At 69.6% G+C, this 22,805-nt stretch carries 20 protein-coding genes; 7 read left to right on the top strand and 13 right to left on the bottom strand.

Annotated features, from left to right (window positions below; genetic code table 11):
• Positions 1 to 342: 342 nt before the first annotated feature.
• From cysN to ACT53U_RS16920, 3 genes are all read right to left on the bottom strand, one after another.
• Complete coding sequence (gene cysN / locus ACT53U_RS16930) at positions 343 to 2,253, bottom strand: sulfate adenylyltransferase subunit CysN (RefSeq protein ID WP_476156974.1); 1,911 nt, start codon at positions 2,251 to 2,253, stop codon at positions 343 to 345.
• Entirely contained in the window at positions 2,253 to 3,218 is a 966-nt protein-coding gene (gene cysD / locus ACT53U_RS16925; protein ID WP_476157020.1) for a sulfate adenylyltransferase subunit CysD, read from the bottom strand. The genes cysN and cysD overlap by 1 nt, the downstream gene beginning before the upstream one ends.
• A 215-nt stretch (positions 3,219 to 3,433) precedes the next feature.
• Positions 3,434 to 4,801: a glutamine synthetase family protein gene (locus ACT53U_RS16920; protein WP_476156973.1), complete on the bottom strand. Its 1,368-nt coding sequence runs from the start codon at positions 4,799 to 4,801 to the stop codon at positions 3,434 to 3,436.
• A 131-nt stretch (positions 4,802 to 4,932) separates the two neighbouring features.
• Between ACT53U_RS16920 and ACT53U_RS16915 the strand changes: the two genes are divergently transcribed.
• Both ACT53U_RS16915 and ACT53U_RS16910 read left to right on the top strand, forming a co-directional pair.
• The gene (locus ACT53U_RS16915; protein WP_476156972.1) at positions 4,933 to 5,223 is read left to right on the top strand and encodes a DUF6665 family protein; all 291 of its coding nucleotides are present in this window, start codon (positions 4,933 to 4,935) and stop codon (positions 5,221 to 5,223) included.
• Positions 5,224 to 5,566: 343 nt separating this feature from the next.
• Positions 5,567 to 6,403 (top strand): hypothetical protein, encoded by an 837-nt coding sequence (locus ACT53U_RS16910; RefSeq protein WP_476156971.1) that lies wholly within the window; start codon positions 5,567 to 5,569, stop codon positions 6,401 to 6,403.
• Positions 6,404 to 6,464: 61 nt separating this feature from the next.
• Here ACT53U_RS16910 and ACT53U_RS16905 read toward each other — a convergent pair whose 3' ends face one another.
• From ACT53U_RS16905 to ACT53U_RS16885, 5 genes are all read right to left on the bottom strand, one after another.
• A complete protein-coding gene (locus ACT53U_RS16905) occupies positions 6,465 to 9,542 on the bottom strand; it encodes a molybdopterin dinucleotide binding domain-containing protein (protein ID WP_476156970.1) in 3,078 nt (1,025 codons plus the stop codon).
• 4 nt (positions 9,543 to 9,546) lie between these two features.
• Complete coding sequence (nrfD, locus tag ACT53U_RS16900; protein ID WP_476156969.1) at positions 9,547 to 10,647, bottom strand: NrfD/PsrC family molybdoenzyme membrane anchor subunit; 1,101 nt, start codon at positions 10,645 to 10,647, stop codon at positions 9,547 to 9,549.
• A gap of 10 nt (positions 10,648 to 10,657) precedes the next feature.
• The gene (gene dsrO / locus ACT53U_RS16895; protein WP_476156968.1) at positions 10,658 to 11,383 is read right to left on the bottom strand and encodes a sulfate reduction electron transfer complex DsrMKJOP subunit DsrO; all 726 of its coding nucleotides are present in this window, start codon (positions 11,381 to 11,383) and stop codon (positions 10,658 to 10,660) included.
• 210 nt (positions 11,384 to 11,593) lie between these two features.
• Positions 11,594 to 12,214 (bottom strand): response regulator transcription factor, encoded by a 621-nt coding sequence (locus ACT53U_RS16890; protein WP_476156967.1) that lies wholly within the window; start codon positions 12,212 to 12,214, stop codon positions 11,594 to 11,596.
• Complete coding sequence (locus ACT53U_RS16885; protein ID WP_476156966.1) at positions 12,211 to 13,977, bottom strand: sensor histidine kinase; 1,767 nt, start codon at positions 13,975 to 13,977, stop codon at positions 12,211 to 12,213. Before ACT53U_RS16885 ends, ACT53U_RS16890 begins: the two co-directional genes overlap by 4 nt.
• Positions 13,978 to 14,102: 125 nt before the next feature.
• Here ACT53U_RS16885 and ACT53U_RS16880 point away from each other — a divergent pair, with 125 nt between their 5' ends.
• From ACT53U_RS16880 to ACT53U_RS16860, 5 genes are all read left to right on the top strand, one after another.
• On the top strand, positions 14,103 to 14,720 hold the full coding sequence (locus ACT53U_RS16880; protein ID WP_476156965.1) for an SAM-dependent methyltransferase: 618 nt from the start codon (positions 14,103 to 14,105) through the stop codon (positions 14,718 to 14,720).
• Positions 14,721 to 14,873: 153 nt separating this feature from the next.
• On the top strand, positions 14,874 to 15,887 hold the full coding sequence (locus ACT53U_RS16875) for a YeiH family protein (RefSeq protein WP_476156964.1): 1,014 nt from the start codon (positions 14,874 to 14,876) through the stop codon (positions 15,885 to 15,887).
• Positions 15,884 to 16,780: a LysR family transcriptional regulator gene (locus tag ACT53U_RS16870; RefSeq protein WP_476156963.1), complete on the top strand. Its 897-nt coding sequence runs from the start codon at positions 15,884 to 15,886 to the stop codon at positions 16,778 to 16,780. The genes ACT53U_RS16875 and ACT53U_RS16870 overlap by 4 nt, the downstream gene beginning before the upstream one ends.
• A 114-nt stretch (positions 16,781 to 16,894) precedes the next feature.
• A complete protein-coding gene (locus tag ACT53U_RS16865) occupies positions 16,895 to 17,455 on the top strand; it encodes a YeeE/YedE thiosulfate transporter family protein (RefSeq protein WP_476156962.1) in 561 nt (186 codons plus the stop codon).
• 8 nt (positions 17,456 to 17,463) lie between these two features.
• On the top strand, positions 17,464 to 18,015 hold the full coding sequence (locus tag ACT53U_RS16860; protein WP_476156961.1) for a YeeE/YedE thiosulfate transporter family protein: 552 nt from the start codon (positions 17,464 to 17,466) through the stop codon (positions 18,013 to 18,015).
• Positions 18,016 to 18,097: 82 nt separating this feature from the next.
• Here the strand turns inward: ACT53U_RS16860 and ACT53U_RS16855 are convergent, their stop codons facing one another.
• The 5 genes from ACT53U_RS16855 to soxB form a co-directional block, all read right to left on the bottom strand.
• Positions 18,098 to 19,120, bottom strand: a complete 1,023-nt coding sequence (locus tag ACT53U_RS16855; protein ID WP_476156960.1) for an MBL fold metallo-hydrolase — start codon at positions 19,118 to 19,120, stop codon at positions 18,098 to 18,100.
• A gap of 30 nt (positions 19,121 to 19,150) precedes the next feature.
• Positions 19,151 to 19,501: a hypothetical protein gene (locus ACT53U_RS16850; RefSeq protein ID WP_476156959.1), complete on the bottom strand. Its 351-nt coding sequence runs from the start codon at positions 19,499 to 19,501 to the stop codon at positions 19,151 to 19,153.
• Complete coding sequence (locus ACT53U_RS16845) at positions 19,488 to 20,561, bottom strand: YeeE/YedE family protein (RefSeq protein WP_476156958.1); 1,074 nt, start codon at positions 20,559 to 20,561, stop codon at positions 19,488 to 19,490. The genes ACT53U_RS16850 and ACT53U_RS16845 overlap by 14 nt, the downstream gene beginning before the upstream one ends.
• A gap of 21 nt (positions 20,562 to 20,582) precedes the next feature.
• The gene (locus tag ACT53U_RS16840) at positions 20,583 to 21,017 is read right to left on the bottom strand and encodes a DsrE family protein (RefSeq protein ID WP_476156957.1); all 435 of its coding nucleotides are present in this window, start codon (positions 21,015 to 21,017) and stop codon (positions 20,583 to 20,585) included.
• A gap of 65 nt (positions 21,018 to 21,082) precedes the next feature.
• Positions 21,083 to 22,804 (bottom strand): thiosulfohydrolase SoxB, encoded by a 1,722-nt coding sequence (soxB, locus tag ACT53U_RS16835; protein WP_476156956.1) that lies wholly within the window; start codon positions 22,802 to 22,804, stop codon positions 21,083 to 21,085.
• Position 22,805: the final 1 nt, after the last annotated feature.

Raw genomic sequence — 22,805 nt, 5'->3', positions numbered from 1 at the left:
TTTCGCCGAATGATGACCGGGCGCGCGGTGCGCGTCGCCGCGAATGCCGCGTGCGGCCGGAGGGGCGAGGCCAGATCCGTCTCGCTTCGGGACGCCCATATTGACGAAGACGACGGAACGAAGCGTCCCGACATTCCGCTCCCGCGGCGCGATCTCGAGATCTGGCGGGTCGGCGCCCACGAACGACGATATGTCGTCGGAACGCCACGAGAACATCTGGACTCTCGCGATTCGTCGCCGTGGCGTTCTCCGTTTCGCGCGAAGATGAAGCCGGGTCCGCCCCGCACATAAAAAAGGGCGCGACGTCGCCGTCGCGCCCTCTCGTGTCTCGCTCGGACGACGTCAGATCGACCAGTCGTCGCTCTCGCCGAAGACGGCGGCGACGATCCGGTCGGCGGCGGCTTCCGCCTCGATCTCCGTCGTGTCGATGTGGACCTCCGGCTTCTCCGGAGCCTCGTAGGGGCTCGAGATGCCGGTGAAGTTGGGGATCGTCCCCGCTCTCGCCTTGGCATAGAGGCCCTTGACGTCGCGCGCCTCGCAGACAGCCAGCGGGGTGTCTACGTGGACCTCGACGAAGTCTCCAGCCGCCACCATCGCCCGCACCAGATCGCGTTCGGCGCGGAACGGCGAGATGAAGGAGACCAGCACGATCAGACCGGCGTCAGTCATCAGCTTCGCCACCTCGCCGACGCGGCGGATGTTCTCCACCCGGTCGGCATCGGTGAAACCGAGGTCGCGGTTCAGCCCGTGGCGGACGTTGTCGCCGTCGAGCAGGAAGGTGTGACGGTCGTAGGCCGCCAGCTTCTTCTCCACCAGATTGGCGATCGTCGACTTGCCCGAGCCCGACAGACCGGTGAACCACACGATCTTCGCCTTCTGCCCGAGCAGACCCTCGCGATAGGACCGCGTCACCTCGAGCGCCTGCCAGTGGACGTTGTCGGCGCGGCGCAGCCCGTGCTCGATCATGCCGGCGGCGACCGTCGCGTTGCTCAGCCGGTCGATCACCACGAAGGCGCCGGTCTCGCGGTTCTCCGCGTAAGGGTCGAAGGCGATCGGCTCGGCGAGCGCGATCTCCACCCGCGCCACCTCGTTCAGGGCCAGCGTGTCGGCGGCGAGCTTGGCGAAGGAATTGACGTCGATCTTGTGGCGGATCGAGGAAACCGCACCGCCGACCGTCTTCGACCCGCACTTGAAGAGATAGGACCGCCCCGGCAGCAGCGCCTCCTCCGCCATCCAGACGAGCCGGGCGGCGAACTGGTCGGCGACCGTCGGCCGCGCCTTGGGATCGGCCAGCACGTCGCCGCGGCTGACGTCGATCTCGGCGTCGAGCGTCAGCGTGACGGCTTCGCCCGCCTCCGCCTCGTCGAGGTCGCCGTCGTAGGTGACGATCCGCGCCACCTTCGCGATCTTCCCCGACTTCGCCACCACCACCTCGTCGCCGGGTCGCACCCGGCCGGAGGCGATGGTGCCGGAGAAGCCGCGGAAGTCGAGGTTCGGCCGGTTGACCCACTGCACGCCCAGGCGGAACGGCTTCTCGGCGGTCGAAGTCGTCACGTCGACGGTCTCGAGATGCTCGAGCAGCGTCGGCCCGTCGTACCACGGCAGGCGTGCCGAACGGCCGGAGACGTTGTCGCCGAAGCGCGCCGACAGCGGGATCGCCGCGACCGTCTCGAAGCCGAAGTCCTTGGTGAAGTCGGCGAAGGCTCTCGCGATCTCGATGAAACGGCTTTCCGAGAAGTCGACGAGGTCGATCTTGTTGACCGCCAGCACGACGTGACGGATGCCCAGCGCCGAGACCAGGAAGGCGTGGCGCCGCGTCTGGGTGACGAGGCCGGCGCGGGCGTCGACCAGGATCACCGCGAGGTCCGAGGTCGAGGCCCCGGTCGCCATGTTGCGGGTGTACTGCTCGTGGCCGGGCGTGTCGGCGACGATGAACTTGCGGCGGTCGGTGGTGAAGAAGCGGTAGGCGACGTCGATGGTGATGCCCTGTTCGCGCTCCGCCTCGAGCCCGTCGAGCAGCAACGCGAGGTCGACCTCCTCGCCGACCGTGCCGAACTTGCGGCTGTCGCGCGTCACCGCCGCGAGCTGATCTTCGAAGACCAGCTTGGAATCGAACAGCAGCCGGCCGATCAGCGTCGACTTGCCGTCGTCGACCGAGCCGCAGGTGAGGAAGCGCAGCAGCGACTTCGCCTCCTGGGCGGCGAGATAGTCGGCGAAGGCGGCGCCTTCGAGGGCCTTGGGAACGGCGTTCATCAGAAGTACCCCTCGCGCTTCTTCTTCTCCATCGACCCCTGTTCGTCGTGGTCGATCAGGCGCCCCTGCCGCTCCGAGGTGCGGGCGACCAGCATCTCGCGGACGATCTCCGGCAGCGTCGTCGCCTCGCTCTCGATGGCGCCGGTCAGCGGCCAGCAACCCAGCGTGCGGAAGCGCACCAGCCGCTCCTCGATCGTCTCGCCGGGGGCGAGAACCATGCGCGCGTCGTCGGCCATGATCAGGCCGCCGGCGCGTTCCACCACCGGGCGGCGGGCGGCGAAATAGAGCGGCACGATCGGGATCTTCTCGGCCGAGATGTATTGCCAGATGTCGAGCTCGGTCCAGTTCGACAGCGGGAAGGCGCGGATGCTCTCGCCCGGGTTCACCCGCGCATTCCACAGGCTCCACAGTTCCGGCCGCTGGTTCTTCGGGTCCCAGGCGTGGGTCGCGGTGCGGAAGGAGAAGATGCGCTCCTTGGCGCGGCTCTTCTCCTCGTCGCGGCGCGCGCCGCCGAAGGCCGCGTCGAAGCCGTATTTCGTCAGCGCCTGCTTCAGCCCTTCGGTCTTCATCACGTGCGTGTAGGTCGACGAGCCGTGGGTGAACGGGGTGATGCCGGCCTTCACGCCGTCCTCGTTGACGTGCACCAGCAGATCGAGCCCGAGGCGTTTCGCGGTCTGATCACGGAAGGCGATCATCTCGCGGAACTTCCAGGTCGTGTCGACGTGGAGGAGCGGAAACGGCGGCTTCGACGGGTAGAATGCCTTCATCGCCAGATGCAGCATCACCGCCGAATCCTTGCCGATCGAATAGAGCATCACCGGATTGCGGAACTCCGCCGCGACCTCCCGGATGATCCGGATCGACTCCGCCTCCAGGGCCTTCAGATGCGTGTGACGTGCGACGGACATGGAAACCTCTGTACGGTCGGAACGAGGAGCCCCAACGAAGAGGGCACGAACTAGAATCGTTTTTTCCCGAACCCAAGCAACCGACATTCGCCCGCGATATGGGCGGGTCGCATGACGACATGCGTCGTTGCTTCGAACGCCGGCAGGAGCCAACACGATTGCGCGGACGGAGCCGCGGATAGCATTGCTTTCGTCGCGGCCCGCGGTCGGCGCAACGGGAATTTTATTCCCCCCTGAGCGCGAGATCCACCATACCAGTCGACGTCGCTTCGTCACACCGTCTCGGTATAGGCGACCCGCTCCAGCGCCGTGATCTCGGCGGCGAAGCGGCGCCATTCCGCCCGCTTCAGCGCGACGAAGACGTCGCGCATCCGCCGCCCCAGCGCCTCGGCGAGGAAGTCGCTCTCCGCCGCCCGCTCGATCGCGGCGCGCCAGTCGTCCGGCAGAACGGGATCGCGCTCGCCGGCATAGCCGTTGCCGGTGACCGGCGGCTCGGGCTCGCTGCGCCCGGCGATGCCCTCGAGCATCGCGGCGATCGTCACCGCCGCGACCAGATGCGGATTGGCGTCGATGCCGGCGACCCGCTGCTCGAGATGCCGCGTCTTCGCCGCCCCTTCCGGCACCCGGACCGCCACCGAGCGGTTGTTGACGCCCCAGGTCGTGCCCATCGGCGCATAGCTCTCGGCGGCGAAACGGCGCCAGGAATTGAGATGCGGCGCGAAGACCAGCATCGATTCCTCGATCCGCTCGACCAGCCCGCCGATCGAATGGCGCAGCAGCGGCGACAGCTGTCCGGCTTCCGGGTCGGCGAAGAGATTGGCGCCGTCGGGGCCGGCGAGCGAGGCATGGCAATGCATGCCGGAGCCGGCGCGATCGGCGAAGGGCTTCGCCATGAAGGAGGCGACCATGCCGTGACGCGCCGCGATCGCGCGCAGCATCCGCTTGGCACGGGAAAGATCGTCGGCGGCGGCGAGCGCGTCGGCGCGGTGGCGCAGCGTGAACTCGTACTGGCCGCGGGCATATTCCGAGATCATCGTCTCGAGCGGCAGAGCCATGGCCTCGGCGGCACGATAGACGTCGCGGGTGAAGGGCTCCAGCCGATCGAGCGCGTCGAGCCCGTAGACCTGTGTCGCCATCGGCCGTTCGCCGGTGAGCGGCAGGCGCGCCGCTTCGACCTCGCTGCGGTCGAGCAGGTAGAACTTGAGCTCGAAGGCCATGACCGGGGTGTAGCCCTCCGACGCCGCCGCCTCGACCTGCGTCGCCAGCGCATGGCGCGGATCGGCGCCCATCGGCCTTCCGTCGATCTCGTGGAGCGTCAACTGCACCTCGCCGCGCGGCGGATCGGTCCAGACCAGCGGCCTCAGCGACCCCGGCACCGGCCAGGCGCGGCGATCGGCGTCGCCGTCGGACCACACGAGCCCCGTCGCCTCGACGTCCTCGCCGAAGACGTCGAGCCCGAGGATCGAGCCGGGCAGATGGCGGCCTTCGCGATAGATGGCGAGGAGCTCGTGGCGGCGGACGATCTTGCCGCGGGCGATGCCGTTGGCGTCGATCAGGACGAGGTCGAAGGCGACGATTTCGGGGTGGGCGGCGAGGAAGGCCTCGGCCTCGTCGATCGTCGATCCGCTCGGGGACACCATGATGCGCGCGCTCCGTGATTGCACTCCTCCGACGATACGCCGGATGTCGCCGCATATCCAAGCACCGCCCGACGCGCTGGACGAGAGGCGTTCGAAGACCGATCATCGCAGCGTGGGGAAGGAGGTCCGCCTTGTCGAAATCGCCAGCCAGCCTGTCGCCGACCGGCGTCGTCGCCCTCGATCTCGAGATCCTCGGCGAGGAGGCCGCCGCCCTCGGGCGTGCCGGACGCCGGGTCGAGGAGACCCTCGCCGATCTCGCCGCGGCATCGCCTGCGATGCGCGAGGCGGCACTGCACGAGGCGGCGGAGGCGGTGCAGCACTATTTCATCCTGCGCGAGACGCGCGGCTTCCGCCGCCACGACGACGCCATCGCGCAATACGGCATCCCGCGCGCGGTGATCGCCCGGCTCGGGGCATCGTGAGAGGAAGCGTCGACGCGCCGAGTCCGTCGCGGCACCGAGCGGCAAAAAAACGACGGCGCACACGCATTCGTTCGAACGCGCAGACGCCGTCGCCGAAGTCGATCGGGGCAATCCGACGGATCTCATCGAAAATTCGATACGACCCATGGGACCTCTTGTCCTCCATCCGCACCGACGACGTCTTGACCGCCGTCAAGCCCGTCGAAGTTCGATTGGCGATCTGCGCGAAGGATCGATCCGGCAGGCGATGAGGCGGAGCGGGCGAGCCCTGCCGTTGCACGGGCCGCACACCCGATCGACAATGCGCCTTGACGGGACCTCCCCGTCGAACGGAGCCGATCCCATGTCGACCCCTGCCCGCCTCCTCGCCCTGCCGCTCCTCCTCGTCGCGATCGTTCCGGCCGCGGCCGACGACACGCCCGACCGCGTCGTCGCGAGCATCCGCAAGACCTGCATCGCCGCCGGCGGCAAGCCCCGCATCGATGCGAGCGCCGCCCTCGCCCAGCCGTCGCTGCGTGGCGACGGCACCGACTGGGTGATCCCCGCCGCCGGCGTCAGATGCGACGGCGTCTCGGGCTTCCACCCCCACGACGCGCTCTATGCCGCCGACGGCACGCGGCTCGTCGACCGTCTTCCCGCAGAGCGCACCCTGATCGACGGCGAGCCGCGCCGCTTCGCACTTCGGTGGCCGGCGGCGGACTGCGCCACGGGCCGCGACTGCATCGTCTGGAAGATCTGGAACGGCACCCGCGTCGTCGACGAGGTGGTGCCCTACGGCGAGACCACGACCCCGCCGGCGGTCGAGGCGCCGATCGTCCGCCTCGCCGGCCGGCTCGGCGACTGGACCCACAACGGCTCGACCGTCTTCTTCGACATCTCCAATCGCCGCATCGTCTACACCGAGCCGAAACCGGCGATCGCCGGCACGATCCGGCCGGGGCAGGTGATGTATGTCGGCGATCTGCCGGGCGAGTTCGGCCGCAAGGTCGAGGGCGTTGCCTTCACCTTCCGCAAGGGTTGCCCGCCGGCGCCCTATCGCGTGAAGGGCGAGCACCTCGACGGCTGGCACTGGCGCATGGCCGGCGCCGCCCCGGTCCGCGCCGCCACCGGCTGCGCCATCGTCGGCTACGACGAGAAGAGCCCCAACGCCGTGCTGCTGTTCGAGCGCCTCTCCGACTGAAGGGAAAAAAGGCCCGGCCCGCGGGGAACGTGGGCCGGGTCGAGGCGGGGGGACGATGGTCTCAGGCGCGTTCGAGCCGTGCCGGGATCGCCTGCCGGACCGCCGTTCCGGCGATCGGGTCGACGTGGACCGCGGGGCTCGACCGGGTCGGATCGAGGAGACCGAGGTCGTTCAGCGCGAAGCCGGCGGCGATGCCCGGATCGTGCGGCTGGAGGCGATCGCCGATGCGATGCGGCCGGGCGCCGAGTTCCTTGTGGCCGAAGCCGTGCTCGACCGCGATCACCCCCTCGCGCACGCCGTGGCGCACCTGCGCCGTGGCGACGACGGAACCCGTCGGCGTGGCGATCCGGACCTTGTCGCCGGTCTTCACCCCGAGCCGGGCGGCGTCCGCCGCCGAGATGCCGGCTGCGTTCTCGGGATGGAGCCCGCGCAGGCGACGCCCGACGATCGAGTAGGAGTTCTGCAACGGGCTCTTCTGGCTGACCAGCCGCAGTGGCCACTCCTTGTCCGGGTACCGGGTCGAGACCGCCGTGCCGTCGGCGAAGCGCGCCGGCACCCAGCCGGGAGCGCCGGAATTGCGCTTGCCGGTCATCGCGTTGCGCGAGGTGCCGACCGCTTCGTTCCACACCTGCAGAGGCTTTTCGAAAGACCAGGCGGCCTTGCCCTCGGCTGACCAGGCTTCCGCCAGCGGCTGATGCCGGCCGCCGCGCGAATAGAGGAAGGCGACCTTCCTCACCTCGTCCTCGGGCAGCATCGCCTTCAGCGCCGGCATCATGCGGGCGACGCCGGCGAGCGCCACGTCGTCATCGGTGGCGTCACCGACCGGCGCCTTGCCGGTGAAGCCGAGATTGGCGGCGGCACGGACGTACCAGTCCTCGGCGCGGTCGAGCGGCAGCTTCCGCCCGTCCGCCGCGGTGATCGCGCCTTCGCCGAAGCCTGGCAGCGCCATCGCCTTGGCGACCGCGATGAGGAAGGCCTCGATGCCGATCGGCTGGCCGTCGGCGGTCTTGGCGGTCTTCGGCTCGACCACCGGCCAGCGCGCCAGCATCGACTTCGACGGCACGCCCGCCCAGGGGGCGGCGAAGCCCCAGCTCTCGTACATCGTCGTGTCCGGCACGACGTAGTCGGCGAAACAGGACGATTCGTTGATGAAGGGATCGACCGCGACGATCAGCGGGATCGTCTTCGGGTCGCCGAGCGTCTTCTCGGCGATCGCCCGGACACCGGGGATGCCGTAGACCGGATTGGTCGACCACAGGATCAGCGCGCCGAGGCCGTAGGGGTAGCCCGACAGCGCCGCTGGCAGCCATTCGGTCGACAGCTGCCCCGCGGTCGAGAACCACGGCGCCTCGGCCGGGTAGGCCTTGCCCGCCGCCTTCTTCTCCTTGAACTCACTCGTCTTCTCGTAAGGAAAGTTGCGCGACAGCGGCACGCCGGTGGGCTTCACCTCGCCCTCGAAGGCGTCGAGCCTGTAACGTGGCCCGGCATAGGGGTTGAACCCGCCGGCGCCGACGAAGGTGCCGCCCTTGCGGTTGAGATTGCCGACCAGCGTGTTGAGCATGACGATGGCGAAGGCCGACTGGAAGCCGTTGCCGGCCATCGTCCCGCCGTGGGACGAGATCGCCGCCTTCTTGCCGTGCGAGGTGAACTCGCGGGCGAGCCCGACGATGACGTCGACCGGCACGCCGCAGATCGCGGCGTAATCGTCGAGGCTCATGGCACGGGCAGAGGCCGCGAGCAGCGCGAAGCTGGACGCGACCCCGACCGGCTGACCGGCGATCTCGATTACCCGTTCGACGTCCAGCGTCGCCGGACCCGTCGCCGCTGCATGGGCGACCGGCGCGTCGCTCGCCGGATCGACGACGACGAAGGGATCCGCGTCCTTGTACTTGTCGGCGTCCGCGATCGACAGGCCGATGTCCGAGCCGCGCAGGAAGAAACCGCGGCGGGGATGGTTCTCCTCCGTCACCACGAGGTGGGTGGCGTTCGACCACGCCGTCTCGCCGGCCGCGTCCGCCACCGCCTTGTTGGGCGAGGCGAGGAAGGCGGCGTCGAAGCGCTTCTCGTCGATGATCCAGCGGATCATCGCCATGGCGAGCGCCGCGTCGGTGCCGGGCCGGATCGGCACCCAGCGGCCGCGCTCCTTGGCGGCGAGGTTGTCGGAGTGCCCGAGCACCGGATCGACGACGACATAGTTCAGCTTGCCGTCGCTGCGCGCCTTGGCGAGCAAGGTGCCCTGCCGCTTGAACGGATTGCCGGCATTGGCCGGTGCCGTGCCCATGAAGATCACGAACTCGGCGTTCGGCAGATCGGGCTTGGCATGCGGCATGGTCTTGGTGTCGCCGAAGGCGGCGCCCGAGCCGGCACGATAGGAACCGCCGCAATAGGCGCCGTGGCCGGTGTAGTTGATCGAGCCGTAGGCCTTCTGGATGAAGCGCCCGACGAAGGCGGCGCGGCCGTCGTCGACCGAGTTCAGCAGTGCGACGCGGTTGGTCTTCGGCCCGAGCTCCGGCCGCTTCGGATCGATCGGCTCGAAGGAGCGCAGCGCCTTCAGGCCTGCGACCGGACCTTCGCCGAAGAGATCGCCGCCCTCGACGACCTCCCGGACCAGCTGTTCGAAGGAGATAGGCTCCCACCGGCCGGATTTGCGCGGACCGACCCGCTTCATCGGCTGCGTGATGCGGAAGGGCGAGTTCTGCGCCTCGAGCACGGCATTGCCGCGACCGCAGGCGGTCGACCGACCGGCGAGCCCCTGCTCCTCGAACCGGGTGAGCGAGGTCAGCGCCTTCCTCACCGGTGCGCCCATCGGCACATGCGGATCGGCCGACAGCGGCGAATAGGGATTGCCGACGACGCGGGTGACCGTGTCGGTCGCGGCATCGATGCGGACGCGGACGCCGCACTGGGTGGTGCAACCCATGCACATGGTGAAGGCGACCCGCGCCTCCGGGTTCGGCTGCAACTTGCCGTCGACGAGCGAGAATTCGGGCTTCTGCGACTGGCCGGTGGTGCCGCGGGCATGGGCCGGCGAGACGACGGTCTCGAGCATGCGCTCGCCCGTCTCTGAAAAACCGGCAACGAAGGCGGCGCCCCCGCCGATCACGGCGGCACCCTTGAGAAGATCGCGACGAGAGGTCATGGCATCAGGCTCCCTGAGGCAGGGTCGACGGACGGGCGGCATCGGCCGATCCGGACCAGGGGACGAGCGTGGCGAGGATCACGGTGACGGCGAGGAACAGGCCGGCGGTGCCGACGATGCCGAGGAGGCCGTCGGGGCCGAGCGCCAGCGGATGGGCATAGAGGCCGCCGCCGTTCTTCGGCATGTCCTGACCGCCGACGAAGATCGTCCAGCGGAAGAGCCAGGCGGCATTCAGCGCGAGGAGCCCGGTGAGCCAGCCGGTTCCGACCGGCCGCAGGGCGGCGATCGCGAGAGCGGCGAGCATCGCGCCGCCGAGCCACAGCGCAGAGGTCAACCAGTGCATCGAACCGGCGACCTGCGCGAAGGCACGCCCCTCGGCACCGTTCGGCATCAGAAGCGCCAGCGCGAACCACGTCGCTCCCAGCGCCAGCACGGCGACGGAAGCCACGACGAGCAGGCGATTGCCGAGCGCGTCGACGGCGGCCCCCGCACCCGTCGCAACCCGGGCGAGGATCATCGCGAGACCGATCGACCCGGCGATCGCCGTCGCCGCGAACTGCCAGGGCAGCAGCGCCGTGTTCCACAGCGGCCGGGCGCGCACCACCATCACCTCGACGCCGGTATAGAGCGCGACGGTGAAGGCGCAGACCAAGGTCGCGAGACCGAGCACCGCGACGAGCCGCGGCCGGGCGGGACCGGCGAGCAGCCGGCGCAGCGAGGCTATCGGTCCGTTGCCTTCGGCCGCCGCGAAGTCGGGCGCGAGTGCCGCCCAGGCATAGAGCAGCAGCGCCCCGACATAGGCCGGGATGAAGAACGCACCCCAGGCCATCCACGAGGAGCCCGCCGGGTGGAGATAGAAGTTCAGGAACCGGCCGGGCTGGTTGAGGTCGGAGACCAGCGCCACGGGGGCGACGAGGCCCGAGACCAACGCGCCCAGAAGGGCCGCGCGGCCGAGCGGCCGCCAGTCGGCGCGGCCGAAGGCGATGCCCGGCAGCGTGAGGAGGAACGAGCCGAAGGACAGCCCGATCAGGAAGAAATACTGCACCGCCCACGGCGCCCAGGCCGGGTCGCGGGAGACGTGGAGGAGTTCGGTGATCTCGGTCATGGTCGTCTCCTCACGCCTCACTACCGGCGGTGGGATGCCAGAGGGTCGGAACGGCGTCGACGCGGGTGGCGAAGCGGTCGTCGAGGCCGAGATAGAAGACGTTGGGCTTGGTCTTCTCCTCGGGCTTGAGGACGCGAACCTCGGCCGCGCGTTCCTTCAGGAGCTTCGAGACTGTGCTCTTCGGATCGGCGAGATCGCCGAAGATGCGGGCGCCGCCGACGCAGGTCTCGACGCAGGCCGGCAACAGCCCCGCCGCCACCCGATGGGCGCAGAAGGTGCATTTGTCGGCGGTGCGGGTGTCACGGTTGATGAAGCGTGCGTCGTAGGGGCAGGCCTGGACGCAGTAGCCGCAGCCGACGCAGCGGTCGGCGTCGACCAGCACCTCGCCGTCCGCCGCCTTGAAGGTCGCGCCCACCGGGCAGACCGGCACGCAGGGCGGCGCGTCGCAGTGATTGCACAGCCGCGGCAGCACGGCGGTCGAGACGCGGTCGGCGTCGGCCACCTCCCAGGTGGTGACGAAGGTGCGGAAACTGTCCTCCGGCACCCGGTTCTCGTGGATGCAGGCCACCGTGCAGGCCTGACAGCCGATGCACTTGGCGACGTCCACCACCATCGCCCAATGCCGGGCGGGCGCGGCCTCGGCCAGCGCCGGCACCACGCCGGCGGCGAGCGCGATGGGCGCCCCGGCGGTCACCCGCCCGAGGCCCCTCAGGAAATCTCTGCGCGAGCCGGTCATCGCGACCCTCCTCTCGATGTCTGTCGAGGAAGGGTTACGCCTGCGTTCCACCCGGAACGATCCGGGGCGTACCCCGGAACGACGAGGGTAAACCCTCGTTGCGCGGCGAAATACGTAAGGGATTTCAATTGGTTCCGGCAGGCATGAGATGCAGGTCGCACAAGCGGCAACCAGCGCGACGGGCGCAGCCGCCTCGTTGCGCCCGCCACCTCACTCCGCGTCGGCGACCATCCGGGCGAGTTCGGCGAGCGATCCGGCTTCCATCTTGGTCATGACCGAGGCGCGATATGCCTCGATCGTCTTGATCGAGAGATCGAGCTCGAAGGCGACCACCTTGTTGGGCTTGCCGGCGAGCACCCCGTCGAGCACCTCGCGCTCGCGCTTGCTCAACCTTGCCAGCCGCTCGGCGACGGAACGCCGTCGCTCGACCTTGGCGAGCCGGTCGCGCGACAGGCGGATCGCGCCCTCCACCATGTCGAGCAGATACTGTTCCTTGAACGGCTTCTCGATGAAGTCGTGGGCGCCCGCCTTCAGCGCCGCCACCGCCATCGGCACGTCGCCGTGGCCGGTGACGATGACGATCGGCAGCGGAAAGTCGCGCTCGACGAGGATGCGCTGTAGCTCGAGCCCGCTCATCCCCGGCATCCGCACGTCGAGCACCAGCGCGCCGGGACGCATCGGCGTCCCCGCCGCCAGCCGGTCGAGGAAGGCGTCGGCCTGCGCGAAGCTCTCCGACTCGAGCCCGACCGAGGCGAAGAGGAAGGCCATCGATCGGCGCATCGCCTCGTCGTCGTCGACGATCAGGACGAGCGGTGCCGCGGTCTCGGTCATGTCGCCTCCTTCTCCGCGACCGGCAGGGTGAAGCGCATGGTGAGCCCGCCGTCGTCGTTGTCGGCCGCCCACAGCCGCCCGCCGTGGCTCTCCACGATGGTGCGGCAGATCGAGAGCCCGAGCCCCAGCCCCTGCGGCTTGGTGGTGAAGAACGTGTCGAAGAGATGGGCCTCGACCTCGGGCGTCAAGCCGGGTCCGTGGTCGCGCACCGCCACCTTGACCACCGTCCCGTCCGACGAGGTGCGCACGGTGATGCCGCGCTCGCGTCCCTCGTGGTCGATCATCGCGTCGACGGCGTTCTGCAACAGGTTGAGCAGCACCTGTTCGATCTCCACCCGGTCGGCGGCGACCTTGGGCAGATCGCCGGCGAGATGGACCCGCAAGGGAATGCCGCGCCGTGCCGCCAGCCCGTCGAAGAGGGCGAGCGTGTCGCGCACCACCTCGTCGACGTCGAGCGCCTCGCGCGACGCCTCGCGGCGGCGGACGAAGGCGCGGATGCGGCGGATGATCGAGCCCGCCCGTTCCGCCTGCCCCATGATGCCGCGCGCGCCGTCGCGCAGGAAGGCGGGGTCGAGCCGGCCGCCGTCGATGAAGCGCGTCATGCCCTCGGCATAGTTGGTGATGGCGGCGAGCGGCTGGTTGAGTTCGTGGGCGATGTTGGAGGCCATCTCGCCGAGAATGCCGAGACGGGAGAACTGGTCGCGCTCCTCACGGTGGCGGCGAGCGTCCAACTCGGCCTTCTCGCGCTCCTGGATCTCGCGCGTCAGCTCCGCCGTGCGCCGCCGCACCAGCGTCTCGACCCGGGCGACATGGACGATCCACCAGCCGATCGCCACGCCCGCCACCAGGAACCAGTGCCAGTGCGCCCGCACGAAGCCGAGAAACGTGGTGCGGGCGAGATAGTCGTAGGGACCGATCTTCAGCTGGCGAAAGAGCGCATGGACGGAGGTGTAGTCCTGCGGCGCCGTCCAGGCCCCGCCGCCGACCGCCGGCATGGTGAGCAGGCTCGCCGCGACCACCTTGGCGAGGTCGGGCGAGGTGCCGGCGAGCCGGGCGAAGGGCCAGTCGGGATAGAGCCGCGACGAAAGCCGGCAGGGAAAGCCCGGCACGGCGCGTTCCGCCACCACCGCGAACTCGCCCTCGCGCACCCGCCCGGCGGCGATCGCGTCCTCGAGCACGCAGGCACGCAGCACGCCGGCGTCCGCCCGCCCCTCGCGGAGGGCGGCGAGCACGGTCTCCATCGGAAAGCCGGTCTGCGTCAGCGCCGCGAGCTTCGACGGCGAGAAGCCGACGTCGTCCATCTCGCGCCAGATCACCCGCCAGCCGCCGAAGGCCTGTTCGGAGACGACCGCCAGCCGGAGCCCGGAGAGATCGGCGAACCGCTCTGGCCGGCCGGGCCGGTTCGGCACCACCACGACCGAGCCGATCGTGTCGGTCGGGGCGTCGCGGTCGCGGCTCTCGAGGGTGGCGATGCGGGTGACGCCGAAGCGTTGTTCGAGGTCGACGTAGTCGCCGGGATTGGTGACGACGAAGTCGATCGTCCGCGCCGCGACCGCGCGGGCGATGCCGTCGAGATCGAGCGGCACCATCGCGAAGCCGTGCATCGGCAGGCTGCGCCGGAGATGGTCGATCGTCGCCTCGAAGTCCTGCGCCGCCCGCTCCGAGCCCTGGAAGGCGAGCACGCCGATGCGCACGTCGTCGGCCCACGCCGGCGAAAGGGCGGCGGCGACGACGACGAGAGCGGCGAGGAGGCGGCGGATCATCCCGCGAGAATGCCGCCCCGTCCGGGCCGAGGCAATCGAGGGAATACCCTCGCGCTCGCGACATCGCGACTTCACCGAGACCCCGCCATGGGTCATCGTGGCGGCGGACAACGCGAGGAGCGCCGATGACCACCGAAGAATACCACCGCTGGAACGAGCGCTTCGCCCATCCCGACTACGTCTTCGGCACCGAGCCGAACGCCTTCCTCGCATCTTGCGAGCCGCTGCTGCCGGCGACCGGCCGGGCGCTCGCCATCGCCGACGGCGAGGGGCGCAACGGCGTCTTCCTCGCCGAATGCGGCCTCGACACGCTGTCGGTCGACTTCGCCCCCAACGCCCAGGCCAAGGCGCGGGCGCTGGCGGAAGCCCGCGGCGTGACGCTCGAGACACGGCTCGTCGACATCGTCCATTGGGATTGGCCGGAGGCGGAATTCGACGTCGTCGCGGCGATCTTCTTCCAGTTCTGCGGGCCGGCCGACCGGGCGACGATCTTCGCCGGCATCCGCCGCGCCCTGAAGCCCGGCGGCCTGCTGATCCTCTCGGGCTATCGCCCCGAACAGATCGCCTACGGTACCGGCGGGCCGAAGGCGGTGGAGAACATGTACACCCGCGAGATCCTCGAGGCGGCCTTCGGCGACTTCGAAGATCTGACGATCCACACCCACGACAAAGAGGTCGACGAGGGCCACGGCCACGTCGGTCTCTCGGCGCTGATCGACCTCACGGGGCGCAAGCCGGGCTGAGGAAATCCATCGCAGGGCGCGCACGACCTGCTCGTCGGAGCATGGTTTCGCGCGATCGTTTCGTTTTGCGGAACATCGTTTTCCAAAACGAACGATGGACGCGACGCGCATCGCGCGGCTTGTCTGGGGCAACAACTCCGGGAGCCGCCGCCGATGGCCACGACCACTCTGTCCCTGCTCGATGCCCCGCGTCGCCTGCTGCCCGGTCTGGCGCTCGCCGTCGCGGTGGCCGTCGCCGCCTATTATGTCCGGAAGATCCCGGGGCTCGCGGTCTTCTCGCCGATGATCCTGGCGATCCTGATCGGCATGGCGGTGGCCAATCTGGCGCCGCTGCCGGCGGCGTGCTCCGGCGGTCTCGCCTTCGCCATGCGGCCGGTGCTGCGCAGTGCGATCGTCCTTCTCGGGCTGCGCATCACGCTGGGCGATCTCGCGGCGCTGGGCTGGCAGAGCCTCGCCTGCCTCGCCGCCGGCCTCGTCGCCACCTTCGTCGTCACCGCCCGCATCGGCCGCGCCATGGGGTTGGCCCGCGAGACCGCCGAACTGGTCGCCGCCGGCACCGCCGTCTGCGGCGCCTCGGCGATCGTCGCGATGAACGCCGTCACCGGTGGCCGGCGCGAGGACGTCGCCCATGCGGTCGCCACCGTGACGCTCTTCGGCACGCTGTCGATGTTCCTGCTGCCGGCGCTGGCGCCGCTCCTGCATCTGTCGCCCAACGCCTTCGGTCTGTGGGCCGGCGCCTCGATCCACGAGGTGGCGCAGGTGGTCGGTGCCGGCTTCCAGGGCGGCCCGGAGGCCGGCGAGGTCGCCACCGTCGCCAAGCTCGCCCGCGTCGCCATGCTGGCGCCGCTGGTCTTCGCCGTCGGCTGGCTGCGCGGCCGCAGCGTCGAGGCGACGAGCCGCCCGCCCTTCCCGTGGTTCGTCGCCGGCTTCCTCGCCATGGTCGTGATCGGCAGCGTGCTCCACCCCGACCGCGCGACGCTCGCCGCCGCCGGCGATCTGACGACCATCCTCTTCACCGTGGCGCTGGCCGCCATGGGTCTGATGGTCGACATGCGCGCCCTTCTCCGCGACGGATGGAAGCCGATGGCGCTCGGCGCCGTCTCCTGGCTGTTCGTCACCGGCTTTGCTCTGCTATGGGTCGAGGTCCTCGCCCGGAGCGCGCCATGAACCTCGACCAGCTTCGCATCTTCGTCGCCGTCGCCGAATGCGAGCACCTGACCCGCGCCGCCGAACGCCTGGCGCTGTCGCCCTCCGCCGTCTCCAATGCCATCCGCGCCCTCGAGGAACGTCACGACGTCGCCCTCTTCGATCGCGTCGCCCGCCGCATCGAGCTGACCGAGGTCGGCCGCGCCTTCCTGGTCGAGGCGCGCGAGGTGATCGCCCGGGCCGAACGGGCCGAGGCCCGCCTCGCCGAACTCGCCGGCCGGGTCGGCGGCACGCTGCGCATCGAGGCGAGCCTGACCACGGCGGCCTGGTGGCTGCCGGCCAGGCTGGTCGCCTTCCGCCGCGCCCATCCCCAGGTCACGATCGACCTCGCCGTCGCCAACACCACCCACGTGGTGCGCGCCGTCTCCGACAACACCGCCGACGTCGGCTTCGTCGAGGGCGACTGCGAGGGCGCCGCGCTCGCCGTCCGCACCGTGGCGCGCGACCGCCTCGTCCTCGTCGCCGACCCCGAGACCGCCGCCGGCCTGCCGAAGGATCCCGCCGCGATCGACCTCGCCTCGCTCGACTGGGTGATGCGCGAACCGGGCTCCGGCACCCGTCAGGTGCTGGAGGACGAACTTTCCCGCCGCGGCATCGATCCGCGCGAGCTGAAAATCTCGCTCACTCTGCCGAGCAACGAGGCCGTGGCGACCGCGGTCGTCGCCGGCGGCGGCGTCACCGCACTGTCGGCCGCCGCCGTGCATTGTGCCGTCGCGATCGGACAGCTGACGGTGATCGACCCGTCGTTCCTCGAACGCCCCTTCCGCCTGCTGCGCCGCGCCGACCGCACCCCGAGCGGCGCGCTGAGGGCCTTCCTCGCCTTCCTCGAAGCCGAATCCCACGCCGACGCCTGAGGCGCCGCCGTCGATCGGACCACCCGGCGAAAAAACCGCCGCGCGGCGAAACCCACCGTTTACATTAGTATATCTTCATATTTATAATCGATTCAAAACAACGGGAGGCAATCCATGACGACGGTTCAGGACTCGGTCCGAGACACATCCCCGCGCCGCGCTTCCGGCGGCGGAATCGATTTCTCGCCCTATCTCATCGGCATCGGCATCGGCGTTCTGAGTTGGGTGGCCTTCGGCATCGCCAAGGACCCGATCGGCGTCACCACCGCCTATTCCCGCGTCGCCTCGCTCTTCGCGGTGCCGCTGGTGGGCGCCGACGCGGTCGCCGCCAACAGCTACTGGAAGCCCATGCCGCTGTCGCTCGACTACGGCGTCGTCTTCCTGATCGCGCTGTTCTTCGGCGCGCTGGTCTCGGCGCTGGTCTCCGGCACCTTCCGCCTCGAGGTGGTGCCGAAGAACTGGCGCGAACGCTTCGGCACCTCGGTCGGCGGGCGCTTCCTCGCCGCCTTCCTCGGTGGCGCCGTCGTCATGTACGGCGCCCGCCTCGCCGGCGGCTGCACCTCCGGTCACGGCATCTCCGGCGGCCTGCAGCTCGCGCTGTCGAGCTGGGTCTTCCTCGGCGTGATGTTCGCGACCGCGATGCTCGTCTCCGCCGTCCTCTTCCGCGGAAAGTGAGGCCGATCATGACCGGAACCAACGCTCTCCTGATGGCCGCGATCATCGGCTTCCTCTTCGGCGTCCTGCTCCACCGTGGTCGCGTGACGAGTTGCGACGTCATCACCGACCAGTTCCGCCTGCGCGACTTCACCGTGCTCAAGGTGATGCTGACCGCGATCGTCGTCGGCGGCATCGGCGTGCTCGTGCTGGTCGACACCGGCAACGCCAAATATGCGGTGAAGGATGCCAACATCCTCGGCGTCGCGCTCGGTGCCGCGCTGTTCGGCCTCGGCCTGGTGATCTGGGGCTACTGCCCCGGCACCGGCCTCGCCGCCATCGCCACCGGGTCGGTCCACGCCGCCGTCGGCGCCCTCGGCATGGTCGCCGGCGCCATCGTCTACGCCATGACCTTCGACTGGGTGAAGGTCCACGTGCTGAAGGTCTGGACCCTCGGCAAGGTCCGCCTGCCGGATCTGACCGGCATCCCCGACGCCGTGTGGTTCGCGGGGCTGGCGGTCTTCGCCGTCCTCTTCTTCGCCTGGATCGAACGCCGCGGAGCGACCGCCCCCGCGGAGTGAGCCCCGGCCGTACCGATGACGAAGAGGGGCGGATCCCGTGGGATCCGCCCCTCTCTTTCGGCCGGTCGCGAGGCGGCAGGGGTCAGAACTGCGCCTGCTCGGCCTCGAGATAGGCGAGGCTGACGTATTTGCCGATGTTGCGGTCGAAGCCCTTGGTCTCGGCGGCGCGCGAGGCGACGCGCGGGTCCTTCATCACCTCGGCGAGCGCCCGATCGAGCGGGATCGACTTGTCGACCGCCTCGACGCAGCGCTCCCAGATGCCTTCGAACAGCTCGCGGTGCCACCGGGCGACGCCCGGCCCCGGCTTGCCGTGGGCCGGCAGCCAGATCTTCGGCTTGGCCGCCGCCGTCAGCTTGTCGATGGTCTCGAACGTGCCCTTGTAGGAGCCGTCGTCCATGTTGGCGATGCGGCGATCCATCAGCACGTCGCCGACGCAGCAGACACTGTCCTCCACCACCTCGACGTCGATGTCGGCGGGCGTGTGGGCGCGACCATAGTTGTGCATCCGCAGCGTCACGTCGCCGAGCGACACTTCGAACCCGTGCTCGATGTCGGTGTTGGGCGGCACGATGTCGGTGCCGAGCGTCGCCTGGTTGGTCCATTTGATCATCGAATCGTGCCACAGCGTGCCGGTCGCCCCGGCGATCGCCGTACGCGTGCCCGCCATCGCCCAGATCGGCAGATCCTTGCCCCACTTCTGCACGAAGGCGTCGTTTCCGAGCCAGTGATCGCCGTGATAGTGGGTGTTGACGATGCCGACGACCGGCTTGCGGGTCATCGCCTCGAGCTGGCGGATCGCCATCTCGGCGATCTGGACCGAAGCGCCGGAATCGACCACCACCACGCCCTTGTCGCCGACCACGAAGGTGACGTTCGACATCAGGCCCTGGTTCTCGGGGGTCGGGAAACCGTCCGGCGCCTCGATGACGAACACGTGGCGGCTGATCGCCGTCAACGGCCGGTCGGGTACCGGCGGTCCCTTGATGAAGGCCTCGACGTCGTTGGCGGCGCGGGCGATACCGGACCACAGGTCGGTCACCGCCAGGGTCAGCGCACCGCCGGCGGCGGCGACACCCGCCAACAGGCCGCGTCGATCGATCGTCATGGGCCGTCCTCCCGCCGGTCTCTCGCCGGCTCAGTCGAAGCGATAGTGGTCGTGATCGAGCGCGGCGGCGACCGAGCCGATCTCCTCGGAAAAGATCATCGAACCGAGCCGCGACACGCAGAAGGCGACCTGCCGGTCGAGCTCCTCGCGCGACTGCACCCGGCGGTCGGCACGGCGGTAGATCGCCGTCGGATCGGCATCGTTCGCCCGCGCCCGATGGCAGGCGCCGTCGCATTGGTTCTCGACCAGGAGACGCCGCCCCGCCTCGATCGACGGCACGTCCGCTTCGCCCGCCCGGACCGGCGCCCGCGACGCGGCGGCGAAGAGACCGGCGGCGAGAAGGCTCGCGCCCATCACGGCGAAGGCGTCACGACGCGGCATCGGCGATCTCCGCTCTGAAGGCGCGCCGGTCGACCAGCCGGTCGGTCAGCACCGCCCCGATCCACATCGACCACAGCACGATCCACGAGGTGACGGCGAAGATCGAGGCCCCCGAGACGCCGGCGCCGACGGCACAGCCGCCCGCCATGACGCCGCCGAAGCCCATCAGGCAACCGCCGGCGATGTAGCGCCGCATCGACGCCCCGCCGTCGAAGCCCTCGAGCTTCAGATCGCCGCCGAGCGCTCCGGCGAGGAAGGAGCCGATCACCACACCGGGGATCAGCCCGAGATCGAAGCTCAGCGGCCCGCCCGGCGGCGACAGCACGTACATCAGCGTGTCGGCCGAGGGCGAGGTGAAGGAGAGCGCGTGGACCGGCACCATCTCGAAGGAGGTCGCCGCCATCGCATAGTTGAACCACCACGCGACCGCGACCATCAGCCCGACGCCCGCCGCCCCGAGCCACGCCCAGAGCGACACCCGGTTCCGCACAGCGATGGCGATGCCGAGCACCAGCCACAGCCCGCCGAAGGCCGCCGCCCCGCCGTGGCCGATGCCGAACATCGCGACGAGATCGCGCGACGACCCGTCGATCGTCCACAGCCCGTTGATCCACTGACGGAAGGGCGACAGCACGCCGGAGAGCGAGGTCTGCGCCACCACCGCGAAGACGAGGCCGGAGAGCAGCGCCCTGAGGTTCCCCGTCGCCGAGAGCACCAGCATGCGGCTGCCGCAGGCGCGCGTCAGCGTCATGCCGCAGCCGAACATCAATCCGCCGAGGATCGCCCCCGAGAGCGATCCGGTGTTGTTGAGCTGGCGCACCTGTCCGGTGTCGAAGAGCGCGAAGACGATGAGGAGCTGCGTGGCGATCAGCGCGGTCGAGAAGGTGAAGAGCCACACCGCGAGCTTCGGCCCGAGCGTGCCGTGCGCGACCTCCAGCGTCGCCGCGCGCAGGCAGAAGCGCGAGCGCTGGGCGAGCGCACCGAAGAGGACGCCGATGACGAGGCCGCCGAGCGCCAGCACGGCGCGATCACCGAGGAGATCGACCAGAGCCTCGAGCATGACGGCCTCCTCCCTACGGGATCACGGCTTGATGTAGGCGTAGTGTTCGCGCGCCTGCAGCTCGGTGATGCGCACCACGCCCGAGGGCGTGAAGTCGGCATCCATGTTGAACTGCTCCTTCTTGAGATTGCGCCGCTTCATGGTGATCTCGCAGACCTCGAAGGTGACGCCCGACGCCTTCAGCCCCGAGATCAGCGGCGCATAGTCCGCCCCGCTCTTCGGGTCCTTGGCGCCCTCGAGCAGGAAGTCGACGCCGTCGGCATGGGCGACGGCGATGATCTTGGTGTCGGGCGCGACGTCGAGATGGTTGCGGATGTTCCGAAGCCCCTTCAGCCCCTGAACCCCGGCGTCGTCGAAATGATAGACGACCTTGTCGCCGGCGAAGGCCGGCGTCGCCCCGAGGCAGAGCGCGAGCGCCAGCAGCGCCCGCCGCAGCATGATCCACAGTCCGTTCATGGCCTTCCCTCCCCTCGTCGGTCCGCTCGAGGAGCGGCCGACGTTGTCGTTCTCTGTCGGGCCGCTCACAGAGCGGCGCCGACGTTCCCGTCCATGTTCTTGAGCGTCGGAAGATTGAGCTTCGGCGACGCGACGGTCTTCTTCGCCTTGAGATGGCGGGCGACGAGATCCCAGATCGGTTCGCCGCCGGCATCGCGCGCGGCCTCCGACACCGGCGCCCAGCCCGCCACCCGGTAGGACTTCGAGGCGTCGATCGGCTTGTCGCCGATCCGCATGTCGCCGATGCGGCTGCCCATGGCGGCGGTCGGATCGCAGGACCAGCTCATGCCGCCGACGCGGACCATGTCACCGCCCTGCTGGTAGTAGGGATCGGTGTTGAAGAGATTGTCGCAGACATCCTCCAGCACTTCCTTGATCTGCGCGCCGGTCATCGGTGTCAACGTCGTCGCCGGATAGGTGATGGCGGTCTGGTCGAGCACGTTCTCCATCGTGATCGCCTCGCCCGGCAGGATCGTCGTCCCCCAGCGGAAGCCGGGCGAGAAGGCGATCTCGGCGTCCTTCTCGGCGATCAGCGCATCGAGGATCAGCTGGTCGAACGAGCCGTTGAAGTTGCCGCGGCGATAGAGGAGCCCCTCGGAGACCGCCAGCTTCTCGGAGAGCCTGGCCTCGAAGGGCGCGCGGATCTTCGTGATCAGCGCGTCCATCTCGGTGTCCGCCTTCAGCAGGTTGGCGAAGACCGGCAGCAGCCGATAACGGAAGTCGGAGACCTTGCCGCCCTTCACGTCGAGATCGAGCACGCCGAGGAACTTGCCGTTCGACCCGGCATTGGTGACCAGCGTCTTGCCGCCGGGGTTCGACACGATCGTCGGCCTGGGCATGCCGTCGTGGGTGTGGCCGCCGAGGATCGCGTCGATGCCGCGGACCCGCGAGGCCATCTTGAGGTCGACGTCCATGCCGTTGTGCGAGAGGACGATGACGACCTGCGCCCCCTGGGCGCGGGCGTCGTCGACCGTCTTCTGCATGTTCTCTTCCTGGATCCCGAAGGTCCATTCCGAGACCATGTAGCGGGGGTTGGCGATCGGCGTGTAGGGGAAGGCCTGACCGACGATCGCCACCTTGATGCCGTTCACCGCGCGCATCGAGAAGGGCGCGAAGACAGGATCGCCGAAGTCGGAGGTCTTGATGTTCTGCGCCACGATCTCGATGTGGCCGGCGAAGTCCTTCTCGGCGATCTCCTTCACCCGGTCCTGACCGTAGGTGCATTCCCAGTGCAGCGTCATGACGTCGACGCCGAGGAGCTTCGCCGCCTCGACCATGTCCTGACCCTTGGTCCACAGGGCCGTGCCCGACCCCTGCCAGGTGTCGCCGCCGTCGAGCAGCAGCGCGCCGGGACGGGTCGCGCGGATGCGCTTCACCAGCGTGGCGAGGTGCGAGAACCCGCCGACCCGGCCGTAGACCTGCGCCGCCTTCTCGAAGTCGAGATAGGTGAAGGCATGCGCCTCCGGCCCGCCGGCGGGAAGGCCGAAGTGATCGAGGAAGGCCTTGCCCACCACGTGCGGCGCCTGCCCCTTCATCGCGCCGACGCCGAGGTTGACGTTGGGCTCGCGGAACCAGATCGGCTTCAGCTGGGCATGGCAGTCGGTGATGTGGAGGAGCGACACGTTGCCGAAGGCGGGCGCGTCGTAGAGCCGGTCGGCCGCGGCCTCGGCGCGGGCGATCTCGGTCGGCAGGGCCATGCCGGAGGCCGACGCCAGAGCGAGCAGATGCAGGAATTCACGGCGGTTCATG

The organism is Pinisolibacter sp. DMC19 (genome assembly GCF_056313985.1).
The sequence above is the reverse complement of the archived record's forward strand: the minus strand, read 5'-3'. Positions and strand labels throughout refer to the sequence as shown.

Coding starts and splice junctions, on each gene's coding strand:
- cysN (WP_476156974.1), bottom strand. CDS start 2,253: ATGAACGCCGTTCCCAAGGCCCTCGAAGGCGCCGCCTTCGCCGACTAT.
- ACT53U_RS16920 (WP_476156973.1), bottom strand. CDS start 4,801: ATGGTGTCCCCGAGCGGATCGACGATCGACGAGGCCGAGGCCTTCCTC.
- ACT53U_RS16910 (WP_476156971.1), top strand. CDS start 5,567: ATGTCGACCCCTGCCCGCCTCCTCGCCCTGCCGCTCCTCCTCGTCGCG.
- ACT53U_RS16905 (WP_476156970.1), bottom strand. CDS start 9,542: ATGACCTCTCGTCGCGATCTTCTCAAGGGTGCCGCCGTGATCGGCGGG.
- nrfD (WP_476156969.1), bottom strand. CDS start 10,647: ATGACCGAGATCACCGAACTCCTCCACGTCTCCCGCGACCCGGCCTGG.
- dsrO (WP_476156968.1), bottom strand. CDS start 11,383: ATGACCGGCTCGCGCAGAGATTTCCTGAGGGGCCTCGGGCGGGTGACC.
- ACT53U_RS16890 (WP_476156967.1), bottom strand. CDS start 12,214: ATGACCGAGACCGCGGCACCGCTCGTCCTGATCGTCGACGACGACGAG.
- ACT53U_RS16885 (WP_476156966.1), bottom strand. CDS start 13,977: ATGATCCGCCGCCTCCTCGCCGCTCTCGTCGTCGTCGCCGCCGCCCTT.
- ACT53U_RS16880 (WP_476156965.1), top strand. CDS start 14,103: ATGACCACCGAAGAATACCACCGCTGGAACGAGCGCTTCGCCCATCCC.
- ACT53U_RS16875 (WP_476156964.1), top strand. CDS start 14,874: ATGGCCACGACCACTCTGTCCCTGCTCGATGCCCCGCGTCGCCTGCTG.
- ACT53U_RS16870 (WP_476156963.1), top strand. CDS start 15,884: ATGAACCTCGACCAGCTTCGCATCTTCGTCGCCGTCGCCGAATGCGAG.
- ACT53U_RS16865 (WP_476156962.1), top strand. CDS start 16,895: ATGACGACGGTTCAGGACTCGGTCCGAGACACATCCCCGCGCCGCGCT.
- ACT53U_RS16860 (WP_476156961.1), top strand. CDS start 17,464: ATGACCGGAACCAACGCTCTCCTGATGGCCGCGATCATCGGCTTCCTC.
- ACT53U_RS16855 (WP_476156960.1), bottom strand. CDS start 19,120: ATGACGATCGATCGACGCGGCCTGTTGGCGGGTGTCGCCGCCGCCGGC.
- ACT53U_RS16850 (WP_476156959.1), bottom strand. CDS start 19,501: ATGCCGCGTCGTGACGCCTTCGCCGTGATGGGCGCGAGCCTTCTCGCC.
- ACT53U_RS16845 (WP_476156958.1), bottom strand. CDS start 20,561: ATGCTCGAGGCTCTGGTCGATCTCCTCGGTGATCGCGCCGTGCTGGCG.
- ACT53U_RS16840 (WP_476156957.1), bottom strand. CDS start 21,017: ATGAACGGACTGTGGATCATGCTGCGGCGGGCGCTGCTGGCGCTCGCG.
- soxB (WP_476156956.1), bottom strand. CDS start 22,804: ATGAACCGCCGTGAATTCCTGCATCTGCTCGCTCTGGCGTCGGCCTCC.